Source organism: Pseudomonas sp. MPB26, from assembly GCF_046605355.1.
Lineage (GTDB): Bacteria > Pseudomonadota > Gammaproteobacteria > Pseudomonadales > Pseudomonadaceae > Aquipseudomonas > Aquipseudomonas cedrina.
This window is the reverse complement of record NZ_CP176793.1, coordinates 4,282,418-4,308,007: the sequence shown is the minus strand read 5'-3', so window position 1 is coordinate 4,308,007 and position 25,590 is coordinate 4,282,418. Positions and strand designations below refer to the sequence as shown.

Below are 25,590 nucleotides of genomic sequence, written 5' to 3'. Positions count from 1 at the left end.
CACTCAAAACACTGTAGGAGCGAGCTTGCTCGCGAAAAACGCAATGTCACCGCAGTTAACCAGAATGTCCGCGATATCGTTGACGTTCTTCGCGAGCAAGCTCGCTCCTACAGAGCTGTCAGCGAGAGGTTTGCTCGCGAATGGCCCGCTGGGTATCCAGCACCTTCGCCAATGCGTGTTCCGCCTCCGGGCTTTGCTGCGGCACGCGAATCGCCGCCGAGACCAGGGTGATCAACTTGGCCATGACCTCGGCATCCGTCGCCGGTCGCCCCAGGCTCATGGAGTTCATCAGCAGGCGCAGCTCGGTGCCGGCCATCACGCCGGAAATCGCCTTGAGGGCAAATTGCAGGCGCACCCCCAGCTCGTTGCGCGGCAGGTCCGGCAAGGCCAGGGCGAAGGCTTCGAAGAAGCGCTGGAACACCGGCTGGTAATGCACCTTGAGGTATTCCTGGATAAACGGCGAGGTGTCGCTGTACACGCGACCGAGGAAACGGATGAAAGAACGCCCTTCGCCACTGCCCGGATCGCTGCGTTCCAGGCCCATGGCCGGGGCGAACAGCACACCGAGCAAGGTGTCGCAATCCAGCGGGCCGTCTGATTCGGCCTCACAGCGTGCGAGCAATTCCAGGCGCTGCTCGTTGAGCGGCTCCAGGCGCTGCATCAGCAGGGTCTTCATCAGGGAATCCTTGTCCCCGAAGTGGTAGTTCACCGCGGCCAGGTTGACTTGGGCGCGCTCGGTAATCTGCCGCAACAAAACCGCGTCGTATCCATATTTGATGAAGAGCGCTTCTGTCGCATCCAGCAATCGAGTCTTGGTAATGTTCGGAGCGCTGACTTTCTTCGCGACCATAGGGAATCCACGGGAAAATTTATTTAAAAAAATAATTTGATTTTTTATACCGGGACTGTCGGGCGAAAGCAAGCAATGACACCGCGTCATTTAATGCCAAGCCTTGGCCGGCGGGCTTATCAAGGGTGATCGCCTGGCTCTTGCCGGCCCCGTCAGAGCTCCTTCGGAATAGCGCTTCGCAGGGATAAAACCGCTCTATATGGACGGCTGGCGAAGCGACTGGAACGCGGTTAGTATTCAAACAATATTTTAAAAACAAGAAACGAAAGCGCTCCGTCATCTCTACCAGTCTCCTGCACTTGTTACAAGGCTTTACCGGGAAGAGAACGGCGGCGTAAAAAGTGAAGGCGTATTCATGGCAGATACTCCCGCGCACCCAGGCTTGATCTCCCTGCAAGGCATCGGCAAAAGCTATCAGCTGGCCGGGCAGCACCTGTCCATTCTCAATGATGTGTGCCTGACCATCGCCAGCGGCGACAGTTGCGGCATCCTCGGCGCGTCCGGTTCCGGCAAAAGCACGCTGCTCAATATCCTCGGCCTGCTGGACTTGCCCAACCGTGGTCAGTACCACTTTGCCGGCCACGACATCTTCACCGCCACGCCTGATCAACTGGCGGCCCTGCGCAACCAGCAGATCGGCTTCGTGTTCCAGAGTTTCAACCTGCTGCCGCGCCTCAGCGCTCTGGACAACGTCGCCCTGCCCTTGAGTTATCGTGGCGTATCGCGCCATGAGTCGGTGGAGCAGGCCCTGCGCATGCTTGAACAGGTCGGCCTGGCCGACCGTGCCCACCACCGCCCCGCCGACCTTTCCGGCGGCCAGCGCCAGCGGGTCGCCATCGCCCGGGCGCTGGTGGGCAGGCCTTCGGTGATACTGGCCGACGAACCCACCGGCAACCTCGACAGCGCCACCGCCCAGGACATCATGGAGCTGTTGCTGGCGTTGAACCGCGAGCAACAGGTCACGCTGATCATCGTCACCCACGACCCGCACATCGCCGAACGCCTGGAGCGCAAGATCCTGGTGCGCAACGGCGTGGTGCAAGAGGCCGGGCGCCCATGACCCGGCCGGTCGAACAGAACCTCAGCCAACTGCTGCATGAAGCCTTCGTCAGCCTGCGCACCCTGGGCAAGCGTTCGGTCCTGGCATTGCTGGGTATCGTGATCGGCAGCTCGTCGGTGGTGGCGTTGATCAACATCGGCCATAACGCGGCGGTGGATGCCGCGATGATTTTCAAGGACATGGGCACCGACACCCTGGTCGCCCAGTTCCCGCCCAAGGCGGGCAGCGGCCTGCCGATGCCCGCGCGCCTGGATCTGCAAGCCGTGCGCCAGAGCGTACCCGGCATTGCCCATATCGGCGCGCTCACCTTGTTCAGCGGGCCCATCGTGTTCCATGGCCGTACCGTCAACGCCAACTTCGTCGGCAGCACGCCGGGTATCAAGGACGCGATGCGCCTGGCCGTGCAACAGGGGCGTTTCCTCTCAAGCTTTGATGCCAACGAAACCTACGGCGTGATCGGCGACCAGGTCGCCCAAGCCCTGGGTGCGCCTGGCGATCCGCTGCGACTGGGCGACCGTGTGCGCATCAACGATTACCTGTTCCTGATCATCGGCATCCTGCGCAGCCAGCCCCGCGCGATGCTGATGCCGGTGCAGGCCAACGAATCACTGTTCATCCCCGCCGAAGGCATGCGCCGTATCTATGCCACGCCGCAGATCGGCAACGTGATCATCCGCGCCGCGCCCGGCCAGGACATGGAACGCGTTGCCCGGGACGCCGCCACCGCCCTGCAACCGCAACTTCCCGACCATGATGTGGACATCCAGGTGCCCCAGCAAATGATCGACGGCATGACCCGGCAAAGTCGCACGTTCGCTTACCTGCTGCTGGCCCTGGGGGCGATCTCGCTGGTGGGTGGCGGCGTCGGCGTGATGAACGTGATGCTGATGAACGTCTCGGAGCGCCGTCGCGAGATCGGCATCCGCATGGCCCTCGGCGCGCGCCAGCGGGATATCCGCAACCTGTTCCTGCTCGAAGCCGTGACCCTCACCGCCGTCGGCGCACTCTGTGGCGCGGTGCTGGGCATGACCGCCGCCTGGTTGTACGCCTGGCTGTCGGGCTGGGAATTTGCCCTCGCCGTCGCCGCCCTGCCGCTCGGGGTGGGCAGTACGTTGCTGGTGGGGTTGTTTTTTGGCATTTACCCGGCGGTTTCGGCCTCGCGGTTGCAGCCGGTGGAGGCCCTGCGCGATGAGTAGATGGCTGCTGTTGCTGGCGCTGGTCAGCCTGCCGGGCGTGGCCGCCGACGTGGTGATCAAGCCGTCGGCGCCGAGTACCACGCGCAGCGGCTACGACCGGGGCGTGTCGTTGAATGCCCAGGCCACCACCATGACCCTGGGCGATGCGGTCTACCTGGGCCTGCGCAACAACCCGGCGATTCGCAGCGCGTACCTGCAACGGGTGGCGCAGAAATTCGACCTGCGCGTGGCCGAAGATGTGTTCAAGCCCAAGCTCACTCTCAACAGTTACTATCGCAACACCCGTGGTTCGGCCGACAACGCACGCAATGCCAACGTCGCGCCGGCCACCAGTTTGCTCGGCGAGTACGGCACGCGCTTGAGCATGGCCTGGACCAAGCAACTGAACAATGCCGACCGCGCCGGTCGCTACCGCAGCGACGGCCTCGACCTGGCAATCATCCAGCCGCTGCTGCGCGGCGCAGGCTGGGACGCCACCACCGCGCCGCTGCGCCTGTCGCGCCTGTCGGAGCAGGCCAACCGCTTGAACCTCAAGGCCACGGTCGCGCAGACCATCAGCCAGATCATCGCGACCTACCGCGAGCTGCTGCGCGCCCAGGAGCAACTGAGCATCGTGCAGGATGCGCTGAAGCGCTCCGCGACCTTGCTGGAAGTGAACAAGGCGCTGATCAGCGCCGGGCGCATGGCCGAATTCGAAATCGTGCAGACCGAAGCCGATATCGCCACCCAGCAACTGGGCGTGGAAGAAGCACAGAACCAGCTGGACGCCAGTCGCCTCTCACTGCTGCGCCTGTTGGCCCTGGACCTGTCCACGCCGATTCGTGCCACCGAAGCCCTGGAGGCCAGGCCCATGCAGATCGACAAGCGCCAGGCCTTCAACCTGGCGCAGAACCAGCAGCCGGAATACCTCGCCGCCCTGCTCGGCAGCCAGCAGGCCGACCTCAACCTGGTGATCGCCAAGGACTCCGGGCGCTGGCAGGTGGACCTGGTGGCCGGCGCGAATCAGGTACGCGACGCCTACAATAACGACACCGGCAGCAGCAATAACCGAACCTGGGACAGCTACGCCGGGGTGCAGGTGCAGATCCCCATCGGCGATATCAGCACGCGCCAGGCTGAAGTACGCGCGCGGGTCAATGTGGAGGACCAGGAGATCCGCATCACCGAGGCACGCCAAGAGCTGGAACGCAGCGTCAACGATGTGGTGCGCGACCTCGGCACCCGCTGGCGCCAGTATGAAATCTCCCAGCGCGCCGTGGCATTGTCACGGCGCAAGATCGAGATCGAGCGGGAAAAACTCAGCGCCGGGCGTTCCACCAACTTCCAGGTACTGAGTTTCGAGACCGACCTGCGCAACGCCGAAAATGCGCAGCTCAATGCGCTGATCGCTTATTTGAACGCCCAGACCCAGCTCGACCTGACACTGGGCATGACGCTGGAAAGTTGGGAAATCGCCCTCAATGACTACTAATCACAAACGCCTGCTGGGCGCTGTATTTATCCTGCTGCTGGGCTGCGCGGGCCTGGCCCTGCGCAGCCCGGCATCCGACCCGGCCACGGCCACCGAGCAATGGTTGGCGGTAGAGCCCGACGCGCTGGTGCACCAGATCGGCCTGGTGGGCAAGATCGAGCCCGACACCACCGTCACCCTTACCGCGCCGTTCGACGGCAATGTGCAAGCCAACCTGGTCGAGCAAGGCCAGCGGGTCGAGGCCGGCCAAGTGCTGTTGCGCATGGACCCGGCCACCCTGGAGGTGCAACTGCGCGACGCCCTCTCCGCCCAGCTCAAGGCGCGGCGCACCGTGCAGGAGATGCAGGACTGGGACAACGGCCCCGCTGTCAGCCGTGCCCGCCGTAGCCTGCGCACCGCCGAAATGACCGCCGGCAACACCCGGCGCAAACTCGCCGAAAGTGAAAACCTGTTTCAGCGCGGCATCATCCCGCGCAATGAGCTGGACGACCTCAGGCAACAGACCCAACAGCAACAACTGGACCTCGCCTCCGCCCGCAGCGAGCTGCAACAGGCCATCGACCAGGGCAAGGGCGAATACCGCCAGATCGCCGATATGGAGCTGACCAACGCCACGGTGAAATATGAAGCTCTGCGCACGTTGCTCGAAGGCCGGGAAGTCAAGGCGCCGTTCTCCGGCATCGTGGTACCGCCGCCCGGCAATCCCTCGGCCCAGGGTGGCGGCGGCGGCAACAACGCCCCGGTGCAGGCCGGCAGCAAGGTCAGCCAGGGCCAGGTGCTGTTTGGGCTGGCGAATATCGAGCGGCTGAAAATCGTCGCCAAGGTCTCGGAGCTGGACATCAACCAGTTGCACCAGGGCCAGGCGGTGGAAGTGTTGGGGGATGGTTTCGAGGGTGAGCGGCTGACCGGCTCCGTCAGCGTCGTGAGTGGCTTGGCGGTTGCCAGCGACAGCCAGGGCAGTGCGCAATTCCCGGTGACCTTGTCGATTCCCCGGCTCACGCCGCAACAGCTGCAACGTGTACGGTTGGGGATGAGTGCGCGCTTGACCATCGTGACCTACAACAACGCACAGGCGATGGTGATTCCAAGCCAGGCGATCGGACCGGACATGACGGTCCAATACCGCGAGGCGATGGATAAGCCGGTGGAGCGGGTGAAGGTGACAATCGGGCAATCGACGGCGCAGGGGGTCGAGGTGTTCGGGCTCAAGCCAGGGTTTGTGAAGACCTCAAATTAAAACACCCATCACCCCTGTAGTGAGCGGGCTTGCCCCGCGCTGGGCTGCGAAGCGGCCCCAAACCAGGCGACCGTGTCCTACCTGGCACTCGGCGGTGTCTGTAATTGGGGTGGCTTCGCCACCCAGCGCGGGACAAGCCCGCTCACTACAGTTGCAAAGCTAGCTGTCACAGTTAGGGTTGTGTGAGTTTCAAGGCTAGCGCCTTGGCCTGGATCGCCACATCGGTCACCGCCGTGCTCTCCCACCACATCCCGCGCAACGGCGGGCCCATCGCAAACAGTCGCTGACTCACCTGCCCCTGCGCATCCACCACCGCGCCCGAAGCATCCGCCGCAATCCCCAACGCCAATGGCCCAGGCCGGATCAACCCGCGCTTGAACAACTGCTGCGGCAACGGCCGGGCCACGCGGCGCCAGTCGTATTCAATGCCGCTGGAGTTGATCAGCGCCGCACCTGACGCCTGCGTGATCACTTGCTCGCCGCGGTACCGCAAGCGAATGCTCACGCCTTCAACCGAAGGCACCAGGCCTTTGAAGGAAGCCGCCCGAATCCGCAACCGCCCTGCTTCATGCAGCCGCGCCACCAACTGCGCGCTCAACGGTGGCGAGCGGTGGTGATGGCTTTCCCACCAGGGCCGCACGTGGCGCACGAACTGACGTTTTTCACGCTCGCTGGCCTGGTTCCACAACCGGCCGATATGTGCGCGCACCGTGTCCAACGGCGCCTGCCAATCGATGCCCTGCGCTTGCGCGCTGCGGCACTGGCGACGCACTTCGCGCAGCAATTGCAGGGGGCTGCGCAGGCGGTGGTCTTCGCCGAGAAAATCCACCCAGCCCGGCGGTTGCCGGCGCACATGGGGGAGCAGGCCGTGGCGCGAAAAAACCTCGATGGGCCCACGGTGCCCGGCCTGTTCCAGGGACACCACCGCGTCGACCATGGTCAGCCCGGAACCGATGATCAGCACCGGCGCGTGCGGGTCGATCCGGGTCATCGCCGCCACGTCCCAGGGGTCTACCGCCGCTGCGTTCAAACCGTTGGGTTCGGTCTGCGGCGTACGCGCCGCCGGGAACATGCCGGTGGCCAGTACCGCCAACGCACCACGCAGTTGCTGGCCGTCATCCAGCGTGAGCAACGTTGAAGCGGCATCCACCTGCAGGTCGACCACTTCGCCGCGCACATGCTCGACGCTGGACGCGGACTGCGCCTTGGCTTCGGCCAAACGTTGCTGGGCGTACAACCCGAATATCCCGCGGGGCGGAAACAGTTCGCTGATCGGCACCGGCTGCTGCGCCGACTCGGGCCAACCGCCGGCGCCGATATAGTCGGTGAGCCATTGGGTCAGGTCGTCGGCATTGTCCGGGTCGACGCTCATGCGCGCCGCATTGCCGTTCAGGGTATGTCCCAGTTCGACGGCGCTGTAGGCCTCGCCCCGGCCGAGTTCGGCGCGCGGCTCGATCACCAGGATCCGGCGCGTGCCCGGCAGGCGCAGCAGTTGCACGGCCAGCATCGTGCCGCTCAGGCCGCCGCCGATGATCAACACATCGGCGTTGCGGGTGGATTCAGTCATGCGCGGTTGCCCTTAGTGTTTGCCCAGGTAAATATCATGCAAATCGCCCCGCGCCAGCAGTTCAGCGGCGCTGCCGCTTAGGGCCACGCGCCCAGTATCCAGCACGTAGCCGTGGGACGCATAGTTGAGCGCGACGTTGATGTTCTGCTCGGCGATCAAAAAGCTCACCTGCTGTTCGCGGTTGAGTTGCGCAACGATCTCGAAGATCTCCTGCACGATCATAGGCGCCAAACCCATAGACGGCTCGTCGAGCAGTACCAAAGTAGGACGCGTCATCAGTGCCCGGCCGATCGCGACCATTTGTTGCTCGCCGCCGGAGGTAAGCCCGGCGCGGGTGTGACGCTTGGTCTTGAGCCGGGGAAACCAGGCATAGATGCGCTCGAGGTCGTGCTCCATGTCCCTGCGGCTCAGGCGCCGAACAAAGCCGCCGCTGCGCAGGTTGTCCTCCACGGTCAGTTGGCCGAACACATGGCGCCCTTCCAGCACATGCACCATGCCCTGGCGCACGCGCTGGCTGGGGTCGATGCCGGCCAGGTCGGCGCCGGCGTACTCGATCACGCCACGGCTGACCTCGGCCCGCTCGGCGCGCACCAATCCGGAGATCGCCTTGAGCGTGGTGCTCTTGCCGGCGCCATTGGCACCGAGCAAAGCGACGATGGCGCCCTTGGGCACGCTCAGCGACACCCCGGCCACAGCGAGGATCGCGCCGTCGTAGATCACTTCGATATCGTTGACCGTCAGCAGCGACGGGCTTGCGGCAACGGTGGCGGGCTGGCTCATGGTTTATTCATCCCCGGTGCAGGTGCGCGGCGTCAGGCCTTTTTCCTTGGCGAACGCGGCGGATTTTTCATCGATCAACGGGCGCAACAGGGCGCGGTCGGCGGCGATCCAGTCGCTGATCAGCGTCCAGTTGGCGCCGTCCCACTGCTGCACCCGCGCCGAACCGCCGCCCTCGTGGTCGCGGCACGACAGCTTGAGGTTCTGCATCAGGCCCAGGTAGCCCATGTCTTTCAAGCGTGCGTCATCAATGTTCAGGTGCTCCAGGCCCCAACGGCCTTCCTCGCCGTTGAGTGGGCGCTTGCCGAACTTGGCCTGGCCGGTGCGGATCGCTTCCACCGCCACGGCGGCGTTCACCAGGCCGGAGTTGTAGTAGACGCTGCCGAAATTCTTCAGGTCCTTGAGGTCACTGTGGCCCTTGTCGAGCACGAACTGCTTGAGGCGTTTGTGGACCTCGAAGTCGGCACCCGCCGGGTACGGCGTGAGCGCCAGGTAACCCTTGGCAGCGGCGCCGGCCGGCAATACGTCCTCGCTGGAACTGGCCCAGATATCACCGATGATGTGGTCCACCGGAAAACCGAAGCGCGCGGCGGTCTTCACCGCCACCGGCGTGGACACGCCCCAAGTGCGCAGGAACACCCAATCGGGATTGGCCTGGCGCACCTGGCGCCATTGCGCGGATTGCTCATTGCCGGGGTCGGCGACGGGAATCTGGATATTTTCAAAGCCGTACTTTTCGGCGAGCAACTTCAGCGGGCCGAGGGTTTCGCGACCGTAGGCCGAATCGTGGTAGACCGTGGCGATCTTCTTACCCTTGAGTTTGTCGAAACCGCCTTCACGCTCTGCGATGTAGTTCACCAATGCCGACGCCTCGCTGTAGAAGGTCAGCATCACCGGGAAGTTATACGGGAACACCGTGCCGTCGGTGGCCTCGGTGCGGCCGTAGCCGAGGGTGATCAGCGGGATCTTGTCCACCTCTGCCCTTTCGCTGAGCGCATAGGCCGCCGGTGCGCCGTTGGGCTGGTACACCGCGACCGGCGCGCCATCCAGGCCATTCTTAAAGCGCTCGTAGCACTCGATTCCCTTCTCGGCCGTCCATTCGGTCTCGCATTCCTGCCACACCAGCTTGACGCCGTTGATGCCGCCTTCGACCTCGTTGATATAACGCAGGTAATCGATCATCCCGGCCCACACCTGCACGCCGCTGGAGGCGTAGGCGCCCACACGGTAGGTGGCCAGGGGAATGAATTGCTGGTCCGGCGAAGCCATTGCCTGAGGTACGGCGCCGACCACTGCGGCCAGCGCAAACGCGGCGCCGACCAGGGAACGTTTCAAGGATGCACGCATGGAGATTCTCTTTTATGGATTAGAAACGCAGCGGCCACTGCCGCAGCCGATCGCGAAGGTTGTGCAGCAGGCGAATCAACCCTTCGGGTTCCTTGATCAGGAACACGATGATCAACACGCCAAAGATGATTTTCTGCAGGTTCTGCAACTGCCCCGCATCCACCGCCCCCCCGAACAGCGCCTGCCCGGCATGGCTGAGGAAGATCGGCAGCAAACTGATGAAGGCCGCGCCGACGAAGTTGCCGGCGATGCTGCCCATGCCGCCGATAATGATGATGAACAGGATCTGGAACGAGCGGTTGATATCGAAACTGCTGGCGCTGGCCGTGCCCAGGTAGGCAAAGGCCCACAGCGCGCCGGCTAGCCCTAAGTAAAACGAGCTGACCGCAAACGCCAGGCGCTTGTAGCGCACCACCGGGATACCGACCACGGCGGCGGCAGTGTCCATGTCGCGGATCGCCATCCAGTTGCGCCCGACCTGGCTGCGCACCAGGTTGATGGCTGTCCAGGTCAGCAGCAGCACCGTGACCAGGGTCAGCAGGTAACGGCCCAGAGGCGTATTGAGGTCATGACCGAACAGCGCCAGCTTCGGCGCGGAGATCGTGCCGGACGAGCCATAGTTGTAGAACCAGGGGAATTTGACGAACAGCCACTCCAGGAAGAACTGCGCGGCCAGCGTGGTGACCATCAGGTAGAAACCCTTGATCCGCGAGCTGGGCAGGCCGAACAGCAACCCCACCAACGCGCTGATAACGCCCCCGCCCAACAGCGCCACCGGCAAGCCCAGCTCCGGCAGGCGCAGCAAAAATCCATAGGTGGCGAACGCACCGACGGCCATGAAGCCGGCGGCGCCCACCGAGGTTTGCCCGGTGTAGCCGGTGAGCAGGTTCAGGCCCAACCCGGCCAGTGACAGCACCAGAAAGGGAATCAGGATTGCATTGAGCCAATAGTCATTGCCCCACAGCGGCACCGCGACAAAGGCCAGCGCCAACAGGCCGATCAGGCCCCAGGGGATGCGCCGCTGGATCAGCAACAACGGCGCGGTGTCTTGAGCAACGGGAATCGACATGGTTTCAGACTCGCTCGATGGCGCGCTCGCCGAACAGGCCGGCGGGACGGATATACAGGAAGGCCAAGGCCAGTACATAGGCGAACCACGGCGTGATGCCGCCGCCGATCAGCGGGCCGATATACACCTCGGCGAGGTTCTCCGCCGCGCCGACAATCAGCCCGCCGACAATCGCCCCGCCGATCGAGGTAAAGCCACCGATGATCAACACCGGCAAGGCCTTGAGCACCACCAGCGACAATGAAAACTGCACGCCCTGGCGCGCGCCCCACAACAACCCCGCCACCAGCCCGACAATCCCGGCCACCGCCCAGACGATCTGCCAGATGCGGTTGAGGTTGATACCGATGGACAGCGCCGCCGTGGTGTCATCCGCCACCGCGCGCAGCGAGACGCCGATGCGGGTCTTGTTGAACAGCAGCGCCAGTACCGCCACCAGCACCACCGCGGCAGCGGCGGCGATCAGGTCGAATTGGCTGAGCATCAGTGGGCCAACGAACAGCGGCACGTCGTCGATGCCCAGATCCAGCGCGCGTACTTGCGAGCCCATCAAGCCCTGGGCCAGGCCTTCGATGACGAACGACAGGCCGAGGGTGGCCATGAACAAGGTGATCTGCGAACGGTTCACCAGCGGTCTCAAGACCAGACGCTCGATCAGCAACGCGCCGACGATCATCACGATCACGGTCAGCAGCAGCGCCAGGGCAAACGGCACGCTCTGGTCGTGCAGGCTGACGAAGGTCAGCGCTGCGAACAGCAGCATTGAGCCCTGAGCGAAATTGAACACGCCGCTGGCCTTGTAGATCAGCACGAAGCCGATGGCGACCAACGAGTACATGGTGCCGGCGAGCAGGCCGCCGAGCAGGGTTTCGAAGAAGAACGTCATGCGTGTGGGGCTCCCAGGTACGCCGCGATCACCTCGGGATTGGCTTGCACCTCGCTCGGGGTGCCATCGCCAACCTTGCGCCCGTAGTCGAGCACCACCACATGGTCGGACAGGCCCATCACCACGCCCATGTCGTGTTCGATCAACACCACGGTGGTGCCGAGGTCGCGGTTCACGTCGGCGACGAAGCGCGCCATCTCCTGTTTTTCCTCGGCGTTCATGCCCGCCATGGGTTCGTCGAGCAGCAGCAAGCTTGGTCCTGCGATCAGTGCGCGGCCCAGTTCCACGCGTTTTTGCAGGCCGTACGACAGGTTACCGACCAGCACATCCCGGTGCGCTTGCAGTTCAAGCAACTCGAGAATGCCCTGGCCACGCCGGCGGAACGCCTCGGCTTCGCGCCGCGCGCGGGGCAAGCCGAGGGCTTGTTCGATGAAGCTGCTGCGCATATGCCGCGACAGGCCGGTGAGGATGTTGTCGAGCACGCTCATTTTCTTGAACAGCGCGTTGTTCTGGAACGTGCGGCCAATGCCTCGGCGCGCTGCGCCCAACGGGTCGATGCGGTGCAAGTGCTGGTCTTCGAACACAATCTCACCGGCATCAAAGCGGTACACGCCATTGAGCACATTGAGCAGCGAGCTTTTACCCGCGCCGTTGGGCCCGATCAGCGCGCAAATCTCACCGCGCGCCACATCAAAGGACAAAGCATTGATCGCCTTGACGCCCTTGAAAGACAGCGAGATATCGCGCACCTGGAGAATGGCTTGGCTCATGCGATGTCCCGTTTGAATTCGGCCAGCCACGTTGGATGCGCAGGGGCTTTAAGCGGTTGCCAGATGTAGGCCAGGCGCTGGAAACCCAGCAGCGTGCGCACGCGGTTTTTCAGCAGGCGCCGCAGGCCGCTCTGCGGATGGGCGATGGCCCACTCGCACAGGCGCCGGCGCCAGGTACCGTGGGGCGCCAGACGGCTCTCGATCTCATCGGCCAGGTGCTGCAAGCGGGCGGGCGACAACAGCAGGCCGGTGGGCGCCACCTCGCTGCGATCACGCCGCGCCGAGGCCGGGCTTTCCGGGAAGGCCAGGCCATGGCCGGTGTTTAGCCATTGCTCCAGCAGCACCGCAAGGCCGCCCTGCCAACCGGTGCCCTCTTCGCTCCACAGTGCGGTCTCGTCGCTGATTTTTCTCCAGCGTACAAGACGTTGCGCGGGAGCGATCGGGCCGAGTAACTGGGCAAAATCCAGCAGATTGACCGACTGCCAATGCGCTATTTGCCGACGGCCTTGCACATAAGAATGGGTGGGGCGAATGCGCCACAGGTGTTGCTGCAGCGCCTCGGGCTCCAGGTCATCGGCCAGGGTCAACACCTGCCCGCCGATGGAGTGGGCAGCCAGGGCCAGCAGCACCACGTTCGGCTCGAACGAACCGCTGAGGGCCAGTCGCGAATGCTCACTGAAGCCCTGCTGGCGCAAGCCATCGGCCAGGCGTTCCACGTCACGTAATGCATCGATCCAGCGCCACGCATACCACTGGCCCTGGCGCTTATGACGCAGAGCAGTGTGCAACGGCGTGATCTGCGCCCAGTGCCACAGGTGGTCCAAGGCCTTGGGCAAGTCACCGAGCAGCTCGGCGGGCCATTCCAGGGCAGGCGGGCGTTTGAGTTCGTGCACGCTCATAGGGGGGTTCCTATTGGTGTTCAAGCGTGCGGTGGTCCGCTGGCTATAGAGGGAATAACTGTGTATTGCATGAGTCATGCCTAGGCGCGAAGTCAGCGATTCTTGGGGGGACGCCGTGGTGCGACGCGCGCAGAGAGTGGCAAAGGAACAGATTGTTTATTCGGTGTTGCGGGATAAACACTTTGGAATGATGTATGAAGCGTGCGGTGGTCCGCTGGGCGGGGATCGATCAAACAATGACGATTAAATGTGGGAGCTGGCTTGCCTGCGATAGCCATAGGTATCTACACAACTATTGATCGTTCCTACGCTCCGCGTGGGAATGCCGCCTGGGGCGCTCCGCGTCCCGCCGACAACTCTATACGTACAGGTGACGCAGAGCGTCACGGGATGCATTCCCACGCGGAGCGTGGGAACGATCAGGTTGATCAGGCAAACGTTGTAAAAACCTCTAAAAGGATTTTTCCTACAATTTCTGTGGCTTGCAGTTGCTAACGCACCGTTAGCCTCTCGAAGTCGCTGATCATCAGCGATCAGGCTTGGTCGCCTGGATTAGAATGGCGCACAGTGCCGCGCAAGCGGCATTATTGTGTTCGCGTTATGGCGAGCTGTGCGTGGGAGGGCTCAGGCCCTGCCGGGTTTCCATTCCCTGGTCGACCAACCTGCGTACAGCTCGCCCCCCTTCTGCTTGGTCGCAGACGTGGTGAGCTCCTACTGAATGGAGATTTACCGCATGAAAAAAGTTACTCCGAATCCTCCGTCATCCTCTTCGGATGACTTCCCGCAAACCCCACCCAACCTAATCTTCACCATCCGTCCCGGCCTCAGCACCGAAGCTGCCTTGTGCAATGCCAGCGAGATGCTGGAATCGGCGACTGTTTGTGGGTACGACTGTGCCGAGCAACTGGAAGGTTCGGGCCGCAAGCATGTTCTTGCAGTGGTGCAGATGGTTGAAATTGCGCGATTGTTGGTGGATGAAGCGTTGAATCGGGAATGTCCGGTGGCGTAGGTCATGATCGTTCCCACGCTCTGCGTGGGAATGCCGCCTGGGATGCTCTGCGTCCCGACTTTGGCGCAGGGTGACGCAGAGCGTCACGGGATGCATTACCACGCGGAGCGTGGGAACGATCGGGGTACGGTGGTCCACTGGCTGGGATTGACCAAACAATGGAGATCAAATGTGGGAGCTGGCTTGCCTGCGATAGCGGTGGGTCAGCTAATTTTTGTCGACTGACAGGCCGCTATCGCAGGCAAGCCAGCTCCCACATTGATCGGATTCGCCAGTTAGATGGCAGTGGCCTTGAGGTCACGGTAGCCGGCGCCCAGGTGGTTCGGGGCCAAACGTGGGCCGTCGCCGAACAACTTCTCGCGCAACGTGCCCTTGGCATATTCGGTCTTGTACACACCGCGCTTCTGCAACTCCGGCACCAGCAGGTCGACGGCGTCGATGAAGGTCTCGTGGGTCAGTGCATAGGCCAGGTTGAAGCCGTCCACATCGGTCTCTTCGACCCATTCCTGCAACAGGTCCGCCACGGTTTGCGGACCGCCGACAAACAGGGGGCCGAGGCCGCCGATGCCGACCCAGTCGGCCAGTTCGTTCGGCGTCCAGACCTTGTTCGGGTCCGCCGTGGAGAACGCTTCGACGGCGGATTGAATGGCATTGGTGTGCACATGCTTGAGCGGCTCATCCGGCTTGAACCGGCTGAAGTCGATGCCGGTCCAACCGGAGATCAGCGCCATGGCGCCTTCATAACTGACGTAGGATTTGTAGTCGTCGAACTTGGCTTTGGCCTTGGCATCGGTCTCGCCGACGATGACGGTCTGCAAGTTGAAGATCAGGATTTTCTTCGGGTCACGTCCCGCCTCGGCGGCACGGCGACGGATATCGGCGACGGTCTTTTTCAGCAATACCTTGGACGGCGCGGCGACGAACACGCACTCGGCTTGTTCGGCCGCAAACTGCTTGCCGCGGCTGGACGCACCGGCCTGGTAGAGCACCGGCGTGCGCTGCGGCGACGGCTCGCACAGGTGAATGCCCGGCACTTGGAAGTGTTTGCCGACATGCCGAATCTCGTGGATCTTGCTCGGGTCGCTGAATATCCGGCGCTCGCGGTCGCGCACTACGGCGCCCTCTTCCCAACTGCCCTCCCAGAGCTTGTAGCAAACCTGCAGGTATTCCTCGGCATAGTCGTAGCGTGCGTCGTGCTCGGTCTGGGCTGTCTGGCCGAGGTTCTTGGCGCCACTTTCCAGGTAAGACGTGACGATGTTCCAGCCAATGCGGCCCTTGGTCAGGTGATCGAGTGTTGAGAGGCGGCGCGCGAACGGGTACGGATGTTCGAACGATAACGAAGCCGTCAGGCCGAAACCCAGGTGTTCGGTGACCAATGCCATCGGCGCGATCAGCGACAACGGGTCGTTGACCGGCACTTGGGTTGCCTGGCGAATCGCTGCGTCGCCGTTGCCGTTGTACACGTCATAGATGCCCAGCACGTCGGCGATGAACAGGCCATCGAACTTGCCGCGCTCGAGGATTTTGGCGAGGTCGGTCCAGTATTCCAGGTCCTTGTACTGCCACGAACGGTCGCGCGGGTGAGCCCACAGGCCGGGGGATTGGTGGCCGACGCAGTTCATGTCGAAGGCATTCAAGCGGATTTCACGGGACATCAAAGCACTCCGTTGAGGTGGTAGTTGCCGACGATCTGGTATTTCCAGCGCAACGGATCCTCCAGGGTCGGCGGCAACGCGGTGCGTTGGCCGGTCAGTTCGAACTCGGCGTTACTCGCGGCAATCAAGGCTTCGGCGGCTGCGATCTGCGCTTCGGTGACGGCGACCGGGCTGGGGTGGGTTTCGGCGCGTTCGAACAACGCCGCGGCCACCTCGACGCGGATCTGCAAGTCGCCGAAACGGCTGATCACGTAGGGGTCGTCGCTCTTCTCGACGTGGCGTCGGGTGCTGTCCAGCAGTTGGCGCGCAAGCTTGAGTGCGGTCATGGGCTAAGCCTCCTCAGTTCCAGGCGTGGCGCGCGGGTTTCACGCCGTTGAGCACGAAGTTGCCGATCAGGTGGTACTTCCAGCGGGCCGGGTCGTGCAGGGTGTGGGTGCGCGCGTTGCGCCAGAAGCGGTCAAGATTGTGCTTGCCGGTGACCGAGCGAGTGCCGGCCAGTTCGAACAGTTTGCTGCTGGCCAGCAACGCGGTTTCGGCCGACAGCACCTTGGCCTGGGCGACCACCAGCGAGGCATGGGCCACGCTGTCTTCACTGGGTTCGGCGAGGGCACGGTCCACGGCCAGGCCGGCCTTGGCGAGGATGGCTTCGGTGCCGTGCACGCGCCATTCCAGGTCGCCGATGGCGGCGATGGTGAACGGGTCCTGCCAGCCATGGTCCTGCTGGCTGTCGATCCACGGCCGCGCCTGGCGTGCATGGAGCTTGGCCTGTTCCAGCGCGCCGAGGGCGATGCCGGTGTCGACCGCCGCCTGGATGATCTGCGAGATCGGGCCGTTGGCGGTGGGCTGGTCGAATGCCAGGTGCGCAGGAATCACTGCGCTCAGGGGCACCGTCACACCGTCAAGGGTTACGCCGCCGCTGGCGGTGGTACGCTGGCCGAAGCCGTCCCAGCTGTCGACTACCGTCAAGCCCTGGGCATCGCGTTCGACCAAGGCGATAAACGCCTGGCCGTGTTCGTCGTTGCCCACCGTGGGCACGAGGTGGGCGAACAGCGCACCGGTGCAGTAGAACTTCTCGCCATTGATCTGCGCGGTATCGCCGTGGAAGCGAATCTGGGTGTCGAAGGTGCCAGCGTTTTTGCTCTTGGCCTCGGAGAAGGCATTGCCGAAACGGTAGCCGGCCAGCACTTTGCCGAAGTAATGGCGTTTTTGCTCCTCGGTCGCGGTTTGCAACAGGATGTCGACCACGCCCAGGTGGTTCTGTGGGATCTGCCCCAATGAAGGGTCGGCGGCGGAGATCAGTTTGATCACCTCGGCCACGGTCACATAGGACACTTCGGCGCCGCCGTAGGCCTTGGGCACAGTGATGCCCCACAGGCCACTGGCGGAGAATTCGTCGAGCTCGGCCACCGGCAGGCGCCGGTTACGGTCGCGCTCGCTGGCGCCGATGGCAAAGCGCGCGGCCAGGCGCGTGGCGACTTCGATGGCCTCCGCGTCCGAGCGGATGATATGGGCAGGGTGTTGAGGGTGGGCTGACATGGGCCGACTCCAGGCTCCGATGGGATGACCTGGATGACTGCAGGAGTCGTGCCTGAATTTAATCGCCATTAAAATCAGCAGGTTGCCGGTAAATCAGCGCAGTAGAAGGCGTTTCAAACCAGCAAAGTGTCCGTTCACTGTTGCCTGGCGAACAGTTAGATCACCACCGTACGCACGAAGCACACCGCCACAGCGCCCGAGTTGCGATAGCCGTGGGACTGGCGGCTGGCGAACATGTAGAACTCACCGGCGGCCACGTGTTTCTCTTCGTCGTCGAGTATCAGGGTCAGTACGCCCTCGTACACGAAAAGTTGCACGCTCCAGCCTTCCGGGTCGGGTTCAGGGCTGTAGCGATCACCGGGTTCCAGGCGCATCTCCCACAATTCGACTTCGCGCCGGGCGTTCGCCTTGGCCAACAACACGGCTTTGCTGCCGGGGATATCACCGGCCCAGGCCAGCTCGTTGATGCGGCTGTGGTCGGGAGCATCCGGCGCCTGGATCAGGTCACTGAACGCCACGTCCAGGGCTTCGGCCACGCGGTCGAGGGTGGACAGGCTGACATTCTTCTCCCCCGCCTCGATCGCCACCAGCATGCGCCGGCTGACCCCGGACGTTTCCGCGAGCGCGGTCTGGCTCAGGCCGGCGGCGTGACGCAGGCGACGAACGTTCTGGCTGACGTGCTGCAGGACCGAGGCCCGGTGTGGATTTTCTTTGTGCACTATATTGCTCAATGGGTGGGTGTGCGCAGTATACTGCCCAGCATGCGCCGCATTGTGCGGTCCGTGCCTTTGCCATGCAAGACCAGAGCCGCCATGACCACCCCAACTTCCCCTTCGCGTTTCAACCGTTTGAGCAAAGCCGAATGCATCCTGGTGTTCATCACGATGATCTGGGGCGGTACGTTTTTGCTGGTACAGCATGCCTTGACCGTCAGCGGGCCGATGTTCTTCGTCGGCCTGCGCTTTGCGGCTGCGGCTATTGTGGTCGGTTTTTTCACCTTGCACACCTTGCTTGAAGTGACCCTGCTGGAGCTGAAGGCCGGGGTCTTTATCGGTGCAGCGATCATGTTTGGCTATGGCTTGCAGACTATCGGCCTGCAGAGCATTCCCAGCAGCCAGTCGGCATTTATCACCGCGTTATATGTGCCGTTCGTGCCGTTATTGCAGTGGCTGGTTTTGGGAAGGCGCCCGGCGCTGATGCCGAGCATCGGTATCATGCTGGCGTTTACCGGTTTGATGCTGCTGACCGGGCCGGCTGGCGCCTCCTTTAATTTCAGCCCCGGCGAAATCGCCACGCTGATCTGCGCAATGGCGGTCGCGGCCGAGATCATTCTGATCAGCGCCTATGCGGGCCAAGTCGACGTGCGCCGCGTCACCGTGGTGCAGCTGGCCACGGCGTCGCTCCTGTCATTCCTGATGGTGGTGCCGATGGGCGAGGCGCTGCCGGGGTTCTCATGGTTGCTGCTGTTCAGCGCGGTAGGTTTGGGCCTGACCAGCGCAGTGATCCAGGTGGCGATGAATTGGGCGCAACGCAGTGTTTCGCCCACCCGAGCCACCTTGATCTACGCGGGCGAGCCGGTGTGGGCGGGCGTGATCGGACGCATTGCCGGTGAACGCTTTGCCCCCATTGCCATGGTGGGCGCGGCATTGATTGTGGTAGCAGTGATTGTGAGCGAATTGAAGACGAAGGGGCAAAAAGCCATCGAGCTGCAGGATCAGATGGAACAGGAGCAGCAGGGCTAGGGTCGGATGGACATGATCGTTCCCACGCTCTGCGTGGGAATGCCGCCCCGGACGCTCCGCGTCCAAGCTCGTGACTGAGCCCTGCGCCATGGTGACGCAGAGCGTCACAGGAGGCATTCCCACGCAGAGCGGGGGAACGATCTGCCAAACGGACGTTTCCGGCCTACCTTGTAGGATCCTGCCACATGTTGCCGTTTGGTGATCAAGAAAGCGGCACGTATGATGCATCCCAAACTCCCGCAGATTAGAAGCCTATGTCCCTGATAGTTCTACTGCTTCTGCCCTTCGTTGGCAGCTGTCTCGCGGCCTTGCTGCCGCACAATGCACGTAATACCGAATCCCTGCTGGCCGGCCTCGTGGCCTTGGTCGGTACCCTTCAAGTCGCCCTGCTGTACCCGCAGATCATCCACGGTGGGGTGATCCGTGAAGAGTACATGTGGTTGCCCAGCCTCGGGCTGAACTTCGTGTTGCGCATGGACGGGTTTGCCTGGCTGTTCTCGTTGCTGGTGCTGGGCATCGGCACGCTGGTGTCGCTGTATGCGCGTTACTACATGTCGCCGGAAGACCCGGTACCGCGCTTCTTTGCGTTTTTCCTGGCGTTCATGGGCGCCATGCTCGGGCTGGTGATCTCCGGCAACCTGATCCAGATCGTGTTTTTCTGGGAACTGACCAGCCTGTTCTCGTTCCTGCTGATCGGCTATTGGCATCACCGCGCCGATGCCAGGCGCGGCGCGTACATGGCGTTGATGGTCACTGGCGCCGGCGGCTTGTGCCTGTTGGCGGGCATGATGTTGCTGGGGCATATCGTCGGCAGCTATGACCTGGACCTGGTGCTGGCGGCGGGCGATCAGATTCGCGCGCATTCGCTGTACCCGGTCATGCTGGCCCTGGTGCTGGTCGGCGCGTTGAGCAAAAGCGCGCAGTTCCCGTTTCACTTCTGGCTGCCCCACGCGATGGCGGCGCCCACGCCGGTGTCGGCGTACCTGCATTCGGCAACGATGGTGAAGGCCGGCGTGTTCCTGCTGGCCCGCCTGTGGCCGTCGCTGTCCGGCAGCGAAGAATGGTTCTGGATCGTCGGCGGCGCTGGCGCCATCACCCTCCTCCTCGGCGCTTACTGCGCCATGTTCCAGAATGACCTCAAGGGCCTGCTGGCCTACTCCACCATCAGCCATCTCGGGCTGATCACCTTGTTGCTGGGCCTCAACAGCCCGCTGGCCGCCGTCGCGGCCGTATTCCATATCCTAAACCATGCAACGTTCAAGGCCTCGCTGTTCATGGCCGCGGGCATCATCGACCACGAAAGCGGCACCCGCGATATCCGCAAGCTCAGCGGCCTGGTGCGTTTGATCCCGTTCACCGCGACCCTGGCGATGGTGGCGAGTGCGTCCATGGCCGGCGTGCCGTTGCTCAACGGTTTCCTGTCCAAAGAAATGTTCTTCGCCGAGACCGTGTTTATCTCAGCGACCGCCTGGGTGGAATTCGCCCTGCCGTTGATCGCCACCGTGGCCGGCACCTTCAGCGTGGCCTACGCCCTGCGCTTCACTGTCGACGTGTTCTTCGGGCCGCCTGCGACCGACCTGCCACACACCCCACACGAACCGCCACGCTGGATGCGCGCCCCGGTGGAGCTGCTGGTGTTCACCTGCCTGCTGGTGGGGATCTTCCCGGCGCAGGTGGTCGGCTCGATCCTAGCCGCCGCCGCCTTGCCCGTGGTGGGCGGCGTGCTGCCGGAGTACAGCCTGGCGATCTGGCACGGCTGGAATGCACCCATGATCATGAGCCTGGTGGCCATGTCCGGCGGCGTGGTGCTGTACCTGCTGCTGCGCAAGCAGCTCAAGCGTGGCCGCTTCAAGTACCCGCCGGTCATCAGCTATTTCAACGGCAAGCGCGGCTTCGAACGCAGCCTGGTGGTGATGATGCGCGGCGTGCGCAGGATCGAAAAACGCATCAGCACCAAGCGCCTGCAGACCCAGCTGTTCCTGCTGGTACTGGTGGCGGTCATTGGCGGCCTGATCCCGATGCTCGACAGCGGCCTCACGTGGGGCGACCGGCCGAAGATTCCAGGCTCCGTGGTGTTCGTCACCCTGTGGGTGTTGGCGATCGCCTGTGCCCTGGGTGCCGCCTGGCAGGCCAAGTATCACCGGCTCGCGGCCCTGACCATGGTCAGTGTGTGCGGGCTGATGACCTGCGTCACTTTCGTGTGGTTCTCGGCGCCGGACCTGGCGCTGACGCAACTGGTGGTCGAGGTGGTCACAACGGTGCTGATCCTGCTGGGCCTGCGCTGGCTGCCACGGCGGATCGAGGAGGTGTGGCCACTGCCGAACACCTTGCGCAAGGCGCGGATCCGCCGGGTGCGCGACTTTCTGCTGTCTACCGTGGTGGGCGGCGGCATGGCGTTGCTGTCCTACGCGATGCTGACGCGCCAGACGCCCAACGATATTTCCTCGTTTTACCTCAGCCGTGCCCTGCCCGAAGGCGGCGGCAGCAACGTGGTGAATGTAATGCTGGTGGACTTTCGTGGCTTCGATACCTTGGGCGAGATCACCGTGCTCGGTGCCGTGGCGCTGACGGTGTATGCGCTGTTGCGCCGCTTCCGCCCCTCCAGGGAAAGCATGCAACTGCCTGCGCAACAGCGTCAGTTGGCGCCGGACGTGGCCACCGACCTGGTCAACCCGCGCCAGGCCAGCGACACCGCCCTGGGCTACATGATGGTGCCGGCGGTGCTGGTGCGCCTGCTGCTGCCGATTGCGCTGGTGGTGTCGTTCTACCTGTTCATGCGCGGCCACAACCAACCGGGCGGCGGGTTTGTCGCGGGGCTGGTGATGTCGGTGGCGTTCATCCTGCAATACATGGTGGCCGGCACGCAGTGGGTCGAGGCGCAGATGAGCCTGCGGCCGATGCGCTGGATGGGCTTCGGCTTATTCTCCGCGACGCTCACCGGAATCGGCGCGTTATTTGCCGGGTACCCCTTCCTCACCACCCATACTTGGCACCTGAACCTGCCTGTGCTGGGCGACATTCATATCGCCAGCGCGTTGTTCTTCGACGTCGGCGTGTACGCCATGGTCGTCGGCTCGACGCTGCTGATGCTCACCGCCCTCGGTCACCAGTCGGTGCGTGCACACAAACCGAGCAACCAGGCCAAAGTGGTCGCCGCAACCGAAGGAGCCGCCTGATGGAAGAAGTCATCGCAATTGCCATTGGAGTCCTGGCGGCCTCCGGCGTCTGGTTGATCCTGCGGCCGCGAACGTTCCAGGTGGTGATGGGCCTGTGCCTGTTGTCGTATGGGGTCAACCTGTTCATTTTCAGCATGGGCAGCCTTTTTATCGGCAAGGAGCCGATTATCAAGGACGGCGTGCCGCAAGATCTGCTCAACTACACCGACCCCCTGCCCCAGGCGCTGGTGCTCACGGCCATCGTGATCAGCTTCGCCATGACCGCGCTGTTCCTGGTGGTACTGCTGGCTTCCCGTGGCCTGACCGGTACGGACCATGTCGATGGCCGGGAGCCCAAGGAATGAATTGGGTCAACCAACTGATCGTCGCGCCTATCCTGTTGCCGTTGCTGACCGCTGCATTGATGCTGATGCTGGGCGAAAAACGCCGCCCACTGAAGGCACAGATGAACCTGGTGTCGAGCATCCTCGGCCTGGGCGTGGCGATCCTGCTGCTGTACTGGACGCAAAAAGGCGGCCCCGGCTCGATCGGCGTGTACCTGCCGGGCAACTGGCAAGTGCCGTTCGGCATTGTGCTGGTGGTGGATCAGCTATCGGCCTTGATGCTGGTGCTCACCGGCATCATCGGCGTCAGCGCGTTGCTGTTCGCCATGGCCCGCTGGGACCGTGCCGGCACCAGTTTCCATGCGTTGTTCCAGATCCAGATGATGGGCCTGTACGGCGCGTTCCTCACCGCCGACCTGTTCAACCTGTTCGTGTTCTTCGAAGTGCTGCTGGCGGCGTCCTATGGCTTGATGCTGCACGGTTCCGGCCGCGCACGGGTATCGTCGGGGCTGCATTACATCGCGATCAACCTGCTGGCGTCGTCACTGTTTCTGATTGGCGCGGCGATGATCTACGGCGTGACCGGCACGCTGAACTTCGCCGACCTGGCGCTGAAGATCCCGCTGGTGCCGGAGGCTGATCGCGGCCTGCTGCACGCGGGTGCGGCGATTCTGGCGACGGCGTTCCTGGCCAAGGCCGGCATGTGGCCGCTGAACTTCTGGCTGGCGCCCGCCTACTCTTCGGCCAGCGCGCCGGTAGCGGCGATGTTCGCGATCATGACCAAGGTCGGCGTGTACACCGTGTTGCGCCTGTGGACCCTACTGTTCTCCGGCCAGGCCGGTGCGTCGGCGTTGTTTGGCGGCGACTGGCTGGTGTATGGCGGCATGGCGACCATCATCTGCGCGGCACTGGCGATGCTGGCGGCACAGCGCCTGGAGCGCATGGCGAGCCTGAGCATCCTGGTCTCGGCCGGGATCCTGCTGTCCGCCGTGGGTTTCGCCCAGCCCAGCCTGATCGCGGGTGCGCTGTTTTATCTGGTCAGTTCGACCCTGGCATTGAGCGCCCTGTTCTTGCTGGCCGAGCTGATCGAGCGTTCGCGCTCGGCCAACGACCTGCCGCTGGACGAAGAAATCGATGCGCTGCCCAAGGCCATGGAATCCCTGCATCCGCGCCCTGGGGTCAACCTGGATGACGAACAGAAAGCCGTGATCGGCCAGGTGATCCCGTGGACCATGGCGTTCCTCGGCTTGAGCTTTGTTGCCTGCGCGCTGCTGATTATCGGGATGCCGCCGTTGTCCGGGTTTATCGGCAAGCTCAGCCTGCTGAGCGCGCTGCTCAATCCGCTGGGCCTGGGCAATGCGGTGGATGAACCGATTCGCCCGGCCGCCTGGGGCCTGGTGGCGCTGTTGATCCTGTCCGGCCTGGCCTCGCTGATCGCCTTCGCGCGCTTAGGCATCCAGCGCTTCTGGACCCCGGAAGAGCGCCCGTCGCCGCTGTTGCGGCGCTATGAGTGCGTGCCGATTTTCCTCCTGGTCGGCCTGAGCATCCTGCTCACCTTCAAGGCCGAACCGCTGATGCATTACACCCTGGCGACCGCGAAAAGCCTGAACAACCCGGAGCAATACGTGATGGCGGTGATGGCCACGCGTCCGGTGCCAAGCCCCGAAGCCAAGGCCGCCGCGCTGGAGGTGCAACCATGAAGCGTCTGCTGCCTGCTCCCTGGCTTTCGCTGGCCCTGTGGGGGTTATGGCTGGTGCTGAACCTGTCCGTCAGCCCCGGCAACCTGCTGCTGGGCGCGCTGCTGGGCCTTGTTGCGCCGCTGATGATGGCGCCGCTGCGCCCGCAACCGATCAGCCTGCGCCGCCCCGGCGTGATCCTGCGCCTGTTGCTGCGGGTAGGCCGCGACGTGATTGTCTCCAACCTGCAAGTGGCCCGGGGCGTGCTGAGGTGCGGCTCACGCCCGCCGCGCGCGCGGTTTATCAAGATCCCCATCGACCTGCGCAGCCCCAACGGCCTCGCGGCGCTGGCGATGATCACCACGGTGATCCCCGGTACCATCTGGTCGGAACTGGCGCTGGACCGCAGCGTCCTGCTGCTGCATGTGTTCGACCTGGACGATGAGGCGCAGTTTATCGAGCACTTCAAATCCGCCTACGAACGGCCCCTGATGGAGATCTTCGAATGAGCGCCCTGCTCGCCAATGCGATCCTGTTCAGCCTGTTCCTGTTCTCGCTGGCCATGGTGCTGACCCTGATTCGCCTGTTCAAAGGCCCCTCGGCGCAAGACCGGGTGCTGGCGCTGGACTACCTGTACATCCTCGCGATGCTGATGATGCTGGTATTGGGCATCCGCTATGCCAGTGACACCTACTTCGAAGCGGCACTGCTGATCGCACTGTTCGGCTTCGTCGGCTCGTTTGCCTTGGCCAAATTCCTGCTGCGTGGGGAGGTGATTGAATGATGCCGTTATGGATGGAGATCGTCGTCGGGCTGCTGCTGGTCTTGAGCAGCGTGTTTGCGCTGATCGGTGCGCTTGGGTTGTTGCGCATGAAGGATTTTTTCCAGCGCATGCACCCGCCGGCGCTGGCCTCGACGATCGGCGCGTGGTGCGTGGCGTTGGCGTCGATTATCTACTTTTCGGTGCTCAAGTCCGGGCCGGTGTTGCACGGGTGGTTGATTCCGATCTTGCTGTCGATCACGGTGCCGGTTACCACCTTGCTGCTGGCACGCACCGCCCTGTTCCGCAAGCGTATGGCCGGTGACGACGTACCCGCCGAAGTCAGCAGCCGCCGCTGAACCCTCAAGTGGGCAGCGGTGGGAGCTGGCTTGCCTGCGATGAGCATAGGTATCTACACAACTCTCAAAGACTGAAAAGTATCCCTGTAGTGAGCGGGCTTGTCCCGCGCTGGGTGGCGAAGCCGCCCCAAACCAGGCGGATTGGGTTTGTCTGAAACTGCGCGGTGTCTTTGTTGGGGCGGCTTCGCCACCCAGCGCGGGACAAGCCCGCTCACTACAAAAATG

General features: G+C 63.3%; 24 protein-coding genes. 12 read left to right on the top strand and 12 right to left on the bottom strand.

All coding sequences use genetic code 11. From position 1 onward, the window contains the following. Window positions 1–118 precede the first annotated feature (118 nt). The gene (locus tag ACLH0H_RS19930; protein WP_169374354.1) at window positions 119–850 is read right to left on the bottom strand and encodes a TetR/AcrR family transcriptional regulator; all 732 of its coding nucleotides are present in this window, start codon (window positions 848–850) and stop codon (window positions 119–121) included. A 355-nt stretch (window positions 851–1,205) separates the two neighbouring features. Here ACLH0H_RS19930 and ACLH0H_RS19925 point away from each other — a divergent pair, with 355 nt between their 5' ends. From ACLH0H_RS19925 to ACLH0H_RS19910, 4 genes are read left to right on the top strand one after another with little or no spacing between them, the layout of a single operon-like run. Further along, window positions 1,206–1,910 carry an ABC transporter ATP-binding protein gene (locus tag ACLH0H_RS19925; RefSeq protein ID WP_411379325.1) on the top strand — a complete coding sequence of 235 codons (705 nt, stop codon included), beginning with the start codon at window positions 1,206–1,208 and terminating at the stop codon, window positions 1,908–1,910. Further along, on the top strand, window positions 1,907–3,106 hold the full coding sequence (locus ACLH0H_RS19920; protein WP_411379324.1) for an ABC transporter permease: 1,200 nt from the start codon (window positions 1,907–1,909) through the stop codon (window positions 3,104–3,106). The genes ACLH0H_RS19925 and ACLH0H_RS19920 overlap by 4 nt, the downstream gene beginning before the upstream one ends. Then, on the top strand, window positions 3,099–4,577 hold the full coding sequence (locus ACLH0H_RS19915; protein WP_411379323.1) for a TolC family protein: 1,479 nt from the start codon (window positions 3,099–3,101) through the stop codon (window positions 4,575–4,577). The genes ACLH0H_RS19920 and ACLH0H_RS19915 overlap by 8 nt, the downstream gene beginning before the upstream one ends. Then, a complete protein-coding gene (locus ACLH0H_RS19910) occupies window positions 4,567–5,814 on the top strand; it encodes an efflux RND transporter periplasmic adaptor subunit (RefSeq protein WP_411379322.1) in 1,248 nt (415 codons plus the stop codon). The genes ACLH0H_RS19915 and ACLH0H_RS19910 overlap by 11 nt, the downstream gene beginning before the upstream one ends. Window positions 5,815–5,986: 172 nt before the next feature. Here the strand turns inward: ACLH0H_RS19910 and ACLH0H_RS19905 are convergent, their stop codons facing one another. From ACLH0H_RS19905 to ACLH0H_RS19875, 7 genes are read right to left on the bottom strand one after another with little or no spacing between them, the layout of a single operon-like run. Then, window positions 5,987–7,381, bottom strand: a complete 1,395-nt coding sequence (locus ACLH0H_RS19905; RefSeq protein ID WP_411379321.1) for an FAD/NAD(P)-binding protein — start codon at window positions 7,379–7,381, stop codon at window positions 5,987–5,989. Between the two features lie 12 nt (window positions 7,382–7,393). After that, window positions 7,394–8,161: an ABC transporter ATP-binding protein gene (locus ACLH0H_RS19900; protein WP_411379320.1), complete on the bottom strand. Its 768-nt coding sequence runs from the start codon at window positions 8,159–8,161 to the stop codon at window positions 7,394–7,396. A 3-nt stretch (window positions 8,162–8,164) separates the two neighbouring features. Then, the gene (locus ACLH0H_RS19895) at window positions 8,165–9,505 is read right to left on the bottom strand and encodes an ABC transporter substrate-binding protein (RefSeq protein ID WP_411379319.1); all 1,341 of its coding nucleotides are present in this window, start codon (window positions 9,503–9,505) and stop codon (window positions 8,165–8,167) included. Window positions 9,506–9,524: 19 nt separating this feature from the next. Then, complete coding sequence (locus ACLH0H_RS19890) at window positions 9,525–10,574, bottom strand: branched-chain amino acid ABC transporter permease (RefSeq protein WP_411379318.1); 1,050 nt, start codon at window positions 10,572–10,574, stop codon at window positions 9,525–9,527. A 4-nt stretch (window positions 10,575–10,578) separates the two neighbouring features. Beyond that, window positions 10,579–11,460, bottom strand: a complete 882-nt coding sequence (locus ACLH0H_RS19885; RefSeq protein WP_411379317.1) for a branched-chain amino acid ABC transporter permease — start codon at window positions 11,458–11,460, stop codon at window positions 10,579–10,581. Next, window positions 11,457–12,230: an ABC transporter ATP-binding protein gene (locus ACLH0H_RS19880; RefSeq protein ID WP_411379316.1), complete on the bottom strand. Its 774-nt coding sequence runs from the start codon at window positions 12,228–12,230 to the stop codon at window positions 11,457–11,459. Before ACLH0H_RS19880 ends, ACLH0H_RS19885 begins: the two co-directional genes overlap by 4 nt. After that, window positions 12,227–13,129, bottom strand: a complete 903-nt coding sequence (locus ACLH0H_RS19875; protein WP_411379315.1) for an AMP-binding protein — start codon at window positions 13,127–13,129, stop codon at window positions 12,227–12,229. Before ACLH0H_RS19875 ends, ACLH0H_RS19880 begins: the two co-directional genes overlap by 4 nt. A gap of 733 nt (window positions 13,130–13,862) precedes the next feature. Here ACLH0H_RS19875 and ACLH0H_RS19870 point away from each other — a divergent pair. Beyond that, window positions 13,863–14,138 carry a DUF6124 family protein gene (locus ACLH0H_RS19870; RefSeq protein ID WP_411379314.1) on the top strand — a complete coding sequence of 92 codons (276 nt, stop codon included), beginning with the start codon at window positions 13,863–13,865 and terminating at the stop codon, window positions 14,136–14,138. Between the two features lie 275 nt (window positions 14,139–14,413). Here ACLH0H_RS19870 and ACLH0H_RS19865 read toward each other — a convergent pair whose 3' ends face one another. The 4 genes from ACLH0H_RS19865 to ACLH0H_RS19850 all read right to left on the bottom strand — a co-directional run bounded on the left by ACLH0H_RS19865 (window position 14,414) and on the right by ACLH0H_RS19850 (window position 18,048). Next, window positions 14,414–15,793 carry an LLM class flavin-dependent oxidoreductase gene (locus ACLH0H_RS19865; RefSeq protein WP_411379313.1) on the bottom strand — a complete coding sequence of 460 codons (1,380 nt, stop codon included), beginning with the start codon at window positions 15,791–15,793 and terminating at the stop codon, window positions 14,414–14,416. Then, window positions 15,793–16,119 (bottom strand): acyl-CoA dehydrogenase, encoded by a 327-nt coding sequence (locus tag ACLH0H_RS19860; protein ID WP_411379312.1) that lies wholly within the window; start codon window positions 16,117–16,119, stop codon window positions 15,793–15,795. The genes ACLH0H_RS19865 and ACLH0H_RS19860 overlap by 1 nt, the downstream gene beginning before the upstream one ends. Before the next feature lie 13 nt (window positions 16,120–16,132). Next, window positions 16,133–17,329, bottom strand: coding sequence for an SfnB family sulfur acquisition oxidoreductase (locus ACLH0H_RS19855; RefSeq protein ID WP_411379311.1), 1,197 nt, complete (start codon window positions 17,327–17,329; stop codon window positions 16,133–16,135). Between the two features lie 155 nt (window positions 17,330–17,484). Beyond that, complete coding sequence (locus tag ACLH0H_RS19850) at window positions 17,485–18,048, bottom strand: helix-turn-helix domain-containing protein (RefSeq protein ID WP_411379310.1); 564 nt, start codon at window positions 18,046–18,048, stop codon at window positions 17,485–17,487. A 93-nt stretch (window positions 18,049–18,141) separates the two neighbouring features. Between ACLH0H_RS19850 and ACLH0H_RS19845 the strand changes: the two genes are divergently transcribed. The 7 genes from ACLH0H_RS19845 to ACLH0H_RS19815 all read left to right on the top strand — a co-directional run bounded on the left by ACLH0H_RS19845 (window position 18,142) and on the right by ACLH0H_RS19815 (window position 25,365). After that, a complete protein-coding gene (locus ACLH0H_RS19845) occupies window positions 18,142–19,071 on the top strand; it encodes a DMT family transporter (RefSeq protein ID WP_411379309.1) in 930 nt (309 codons plus the stop codon). A gap of 254 nt (window positions 19,072–19,325) precedes the next feature. Beyond that, window positions 19,326–22,247, top strand: coding sequence for a monovalent cation/H+ antiporter subunit A (locus ACLH0H_RS19840; RefSeq protein WP_411379308.1), 2,922 nt, complete (start codon window positions 19,326–19,328; stop codon window positions 22,245–22,247). Continuing rightward, on the top strand, window positions 22,247–22,591 hold the full coding sequence (locus ACLH0H_RS19835; RefSeq protein WP_003192163.1) for a Na+/H+ antiporter subunit C: 345 nt from the start codon (window positions 22,247–22,249) through the stop codon (window positions 22,589–22,591). Before ACLH0H_RS19840 ends, ACLH0H_RS19835 begins: the two co-directional genes overlap by 1 nt. Then, on the top strand, window positions 22,588–24,270 hold the full coding sequence (locus ACLH0H_RS19830) for a monovalent cation/H+ antiporter subunit D (RefSeq protein ID WP_411379307.1): 1,683 nt from the start codon (window positions 22,588–22,590) through the stop codon (window positions 24,268–24,270). Before ACLH0H_RS19835 ends, ACLH0H_RS19830 begins: the two co-directional genes overlap by 4 nt. Beyond that, window positions 24,267–24,755: a Na+/H+ antiporter subunit E gene (locus ACLH0H_RS19825; protein ID WP_411379306.1), complete on the top strand. Its 489-nt coding sequence runs from the start codon at window positions 24,267–24,269 to the stop codon at window positions 24,753–24,755. The genes ACLH0H_RS19830 and ACLH0H_RS19825 overlap by 4 nt, the downstream gene beginning before the upstream one ends. Next, window positions 24,752–25,030, top strand: a complete 279-nt coding sequence (locus ACLH0H_RS19820; RefSeq protein ID WP_076950843.1) for a K+/H+ antiporter subunit F — start codon at window positions 24,752–24,754, stop codon at window positions 25,028–25,030. The genes ACLH0H_RS19825 and ACLH0H_RS19820 overlap by 4 nt, the downstream gene beginning before the upstream one ends. Continuing rightward, entirely contained in the window at window positions 25,027–25,365 is a 339-nt protein-coding gene (locus ACLH0H_RS19815) for a Na+/H+ antiporter subunit G (protein WP_411379305.1), read from the top strand. The genes ACLH0H_RS19820 and ACLH0H_RS19815 overlap by 4 nt, the downstream gene beginning before the upstream one ends. Window positions 25,366–25,590: the final 225 nt, after the last annotated feature.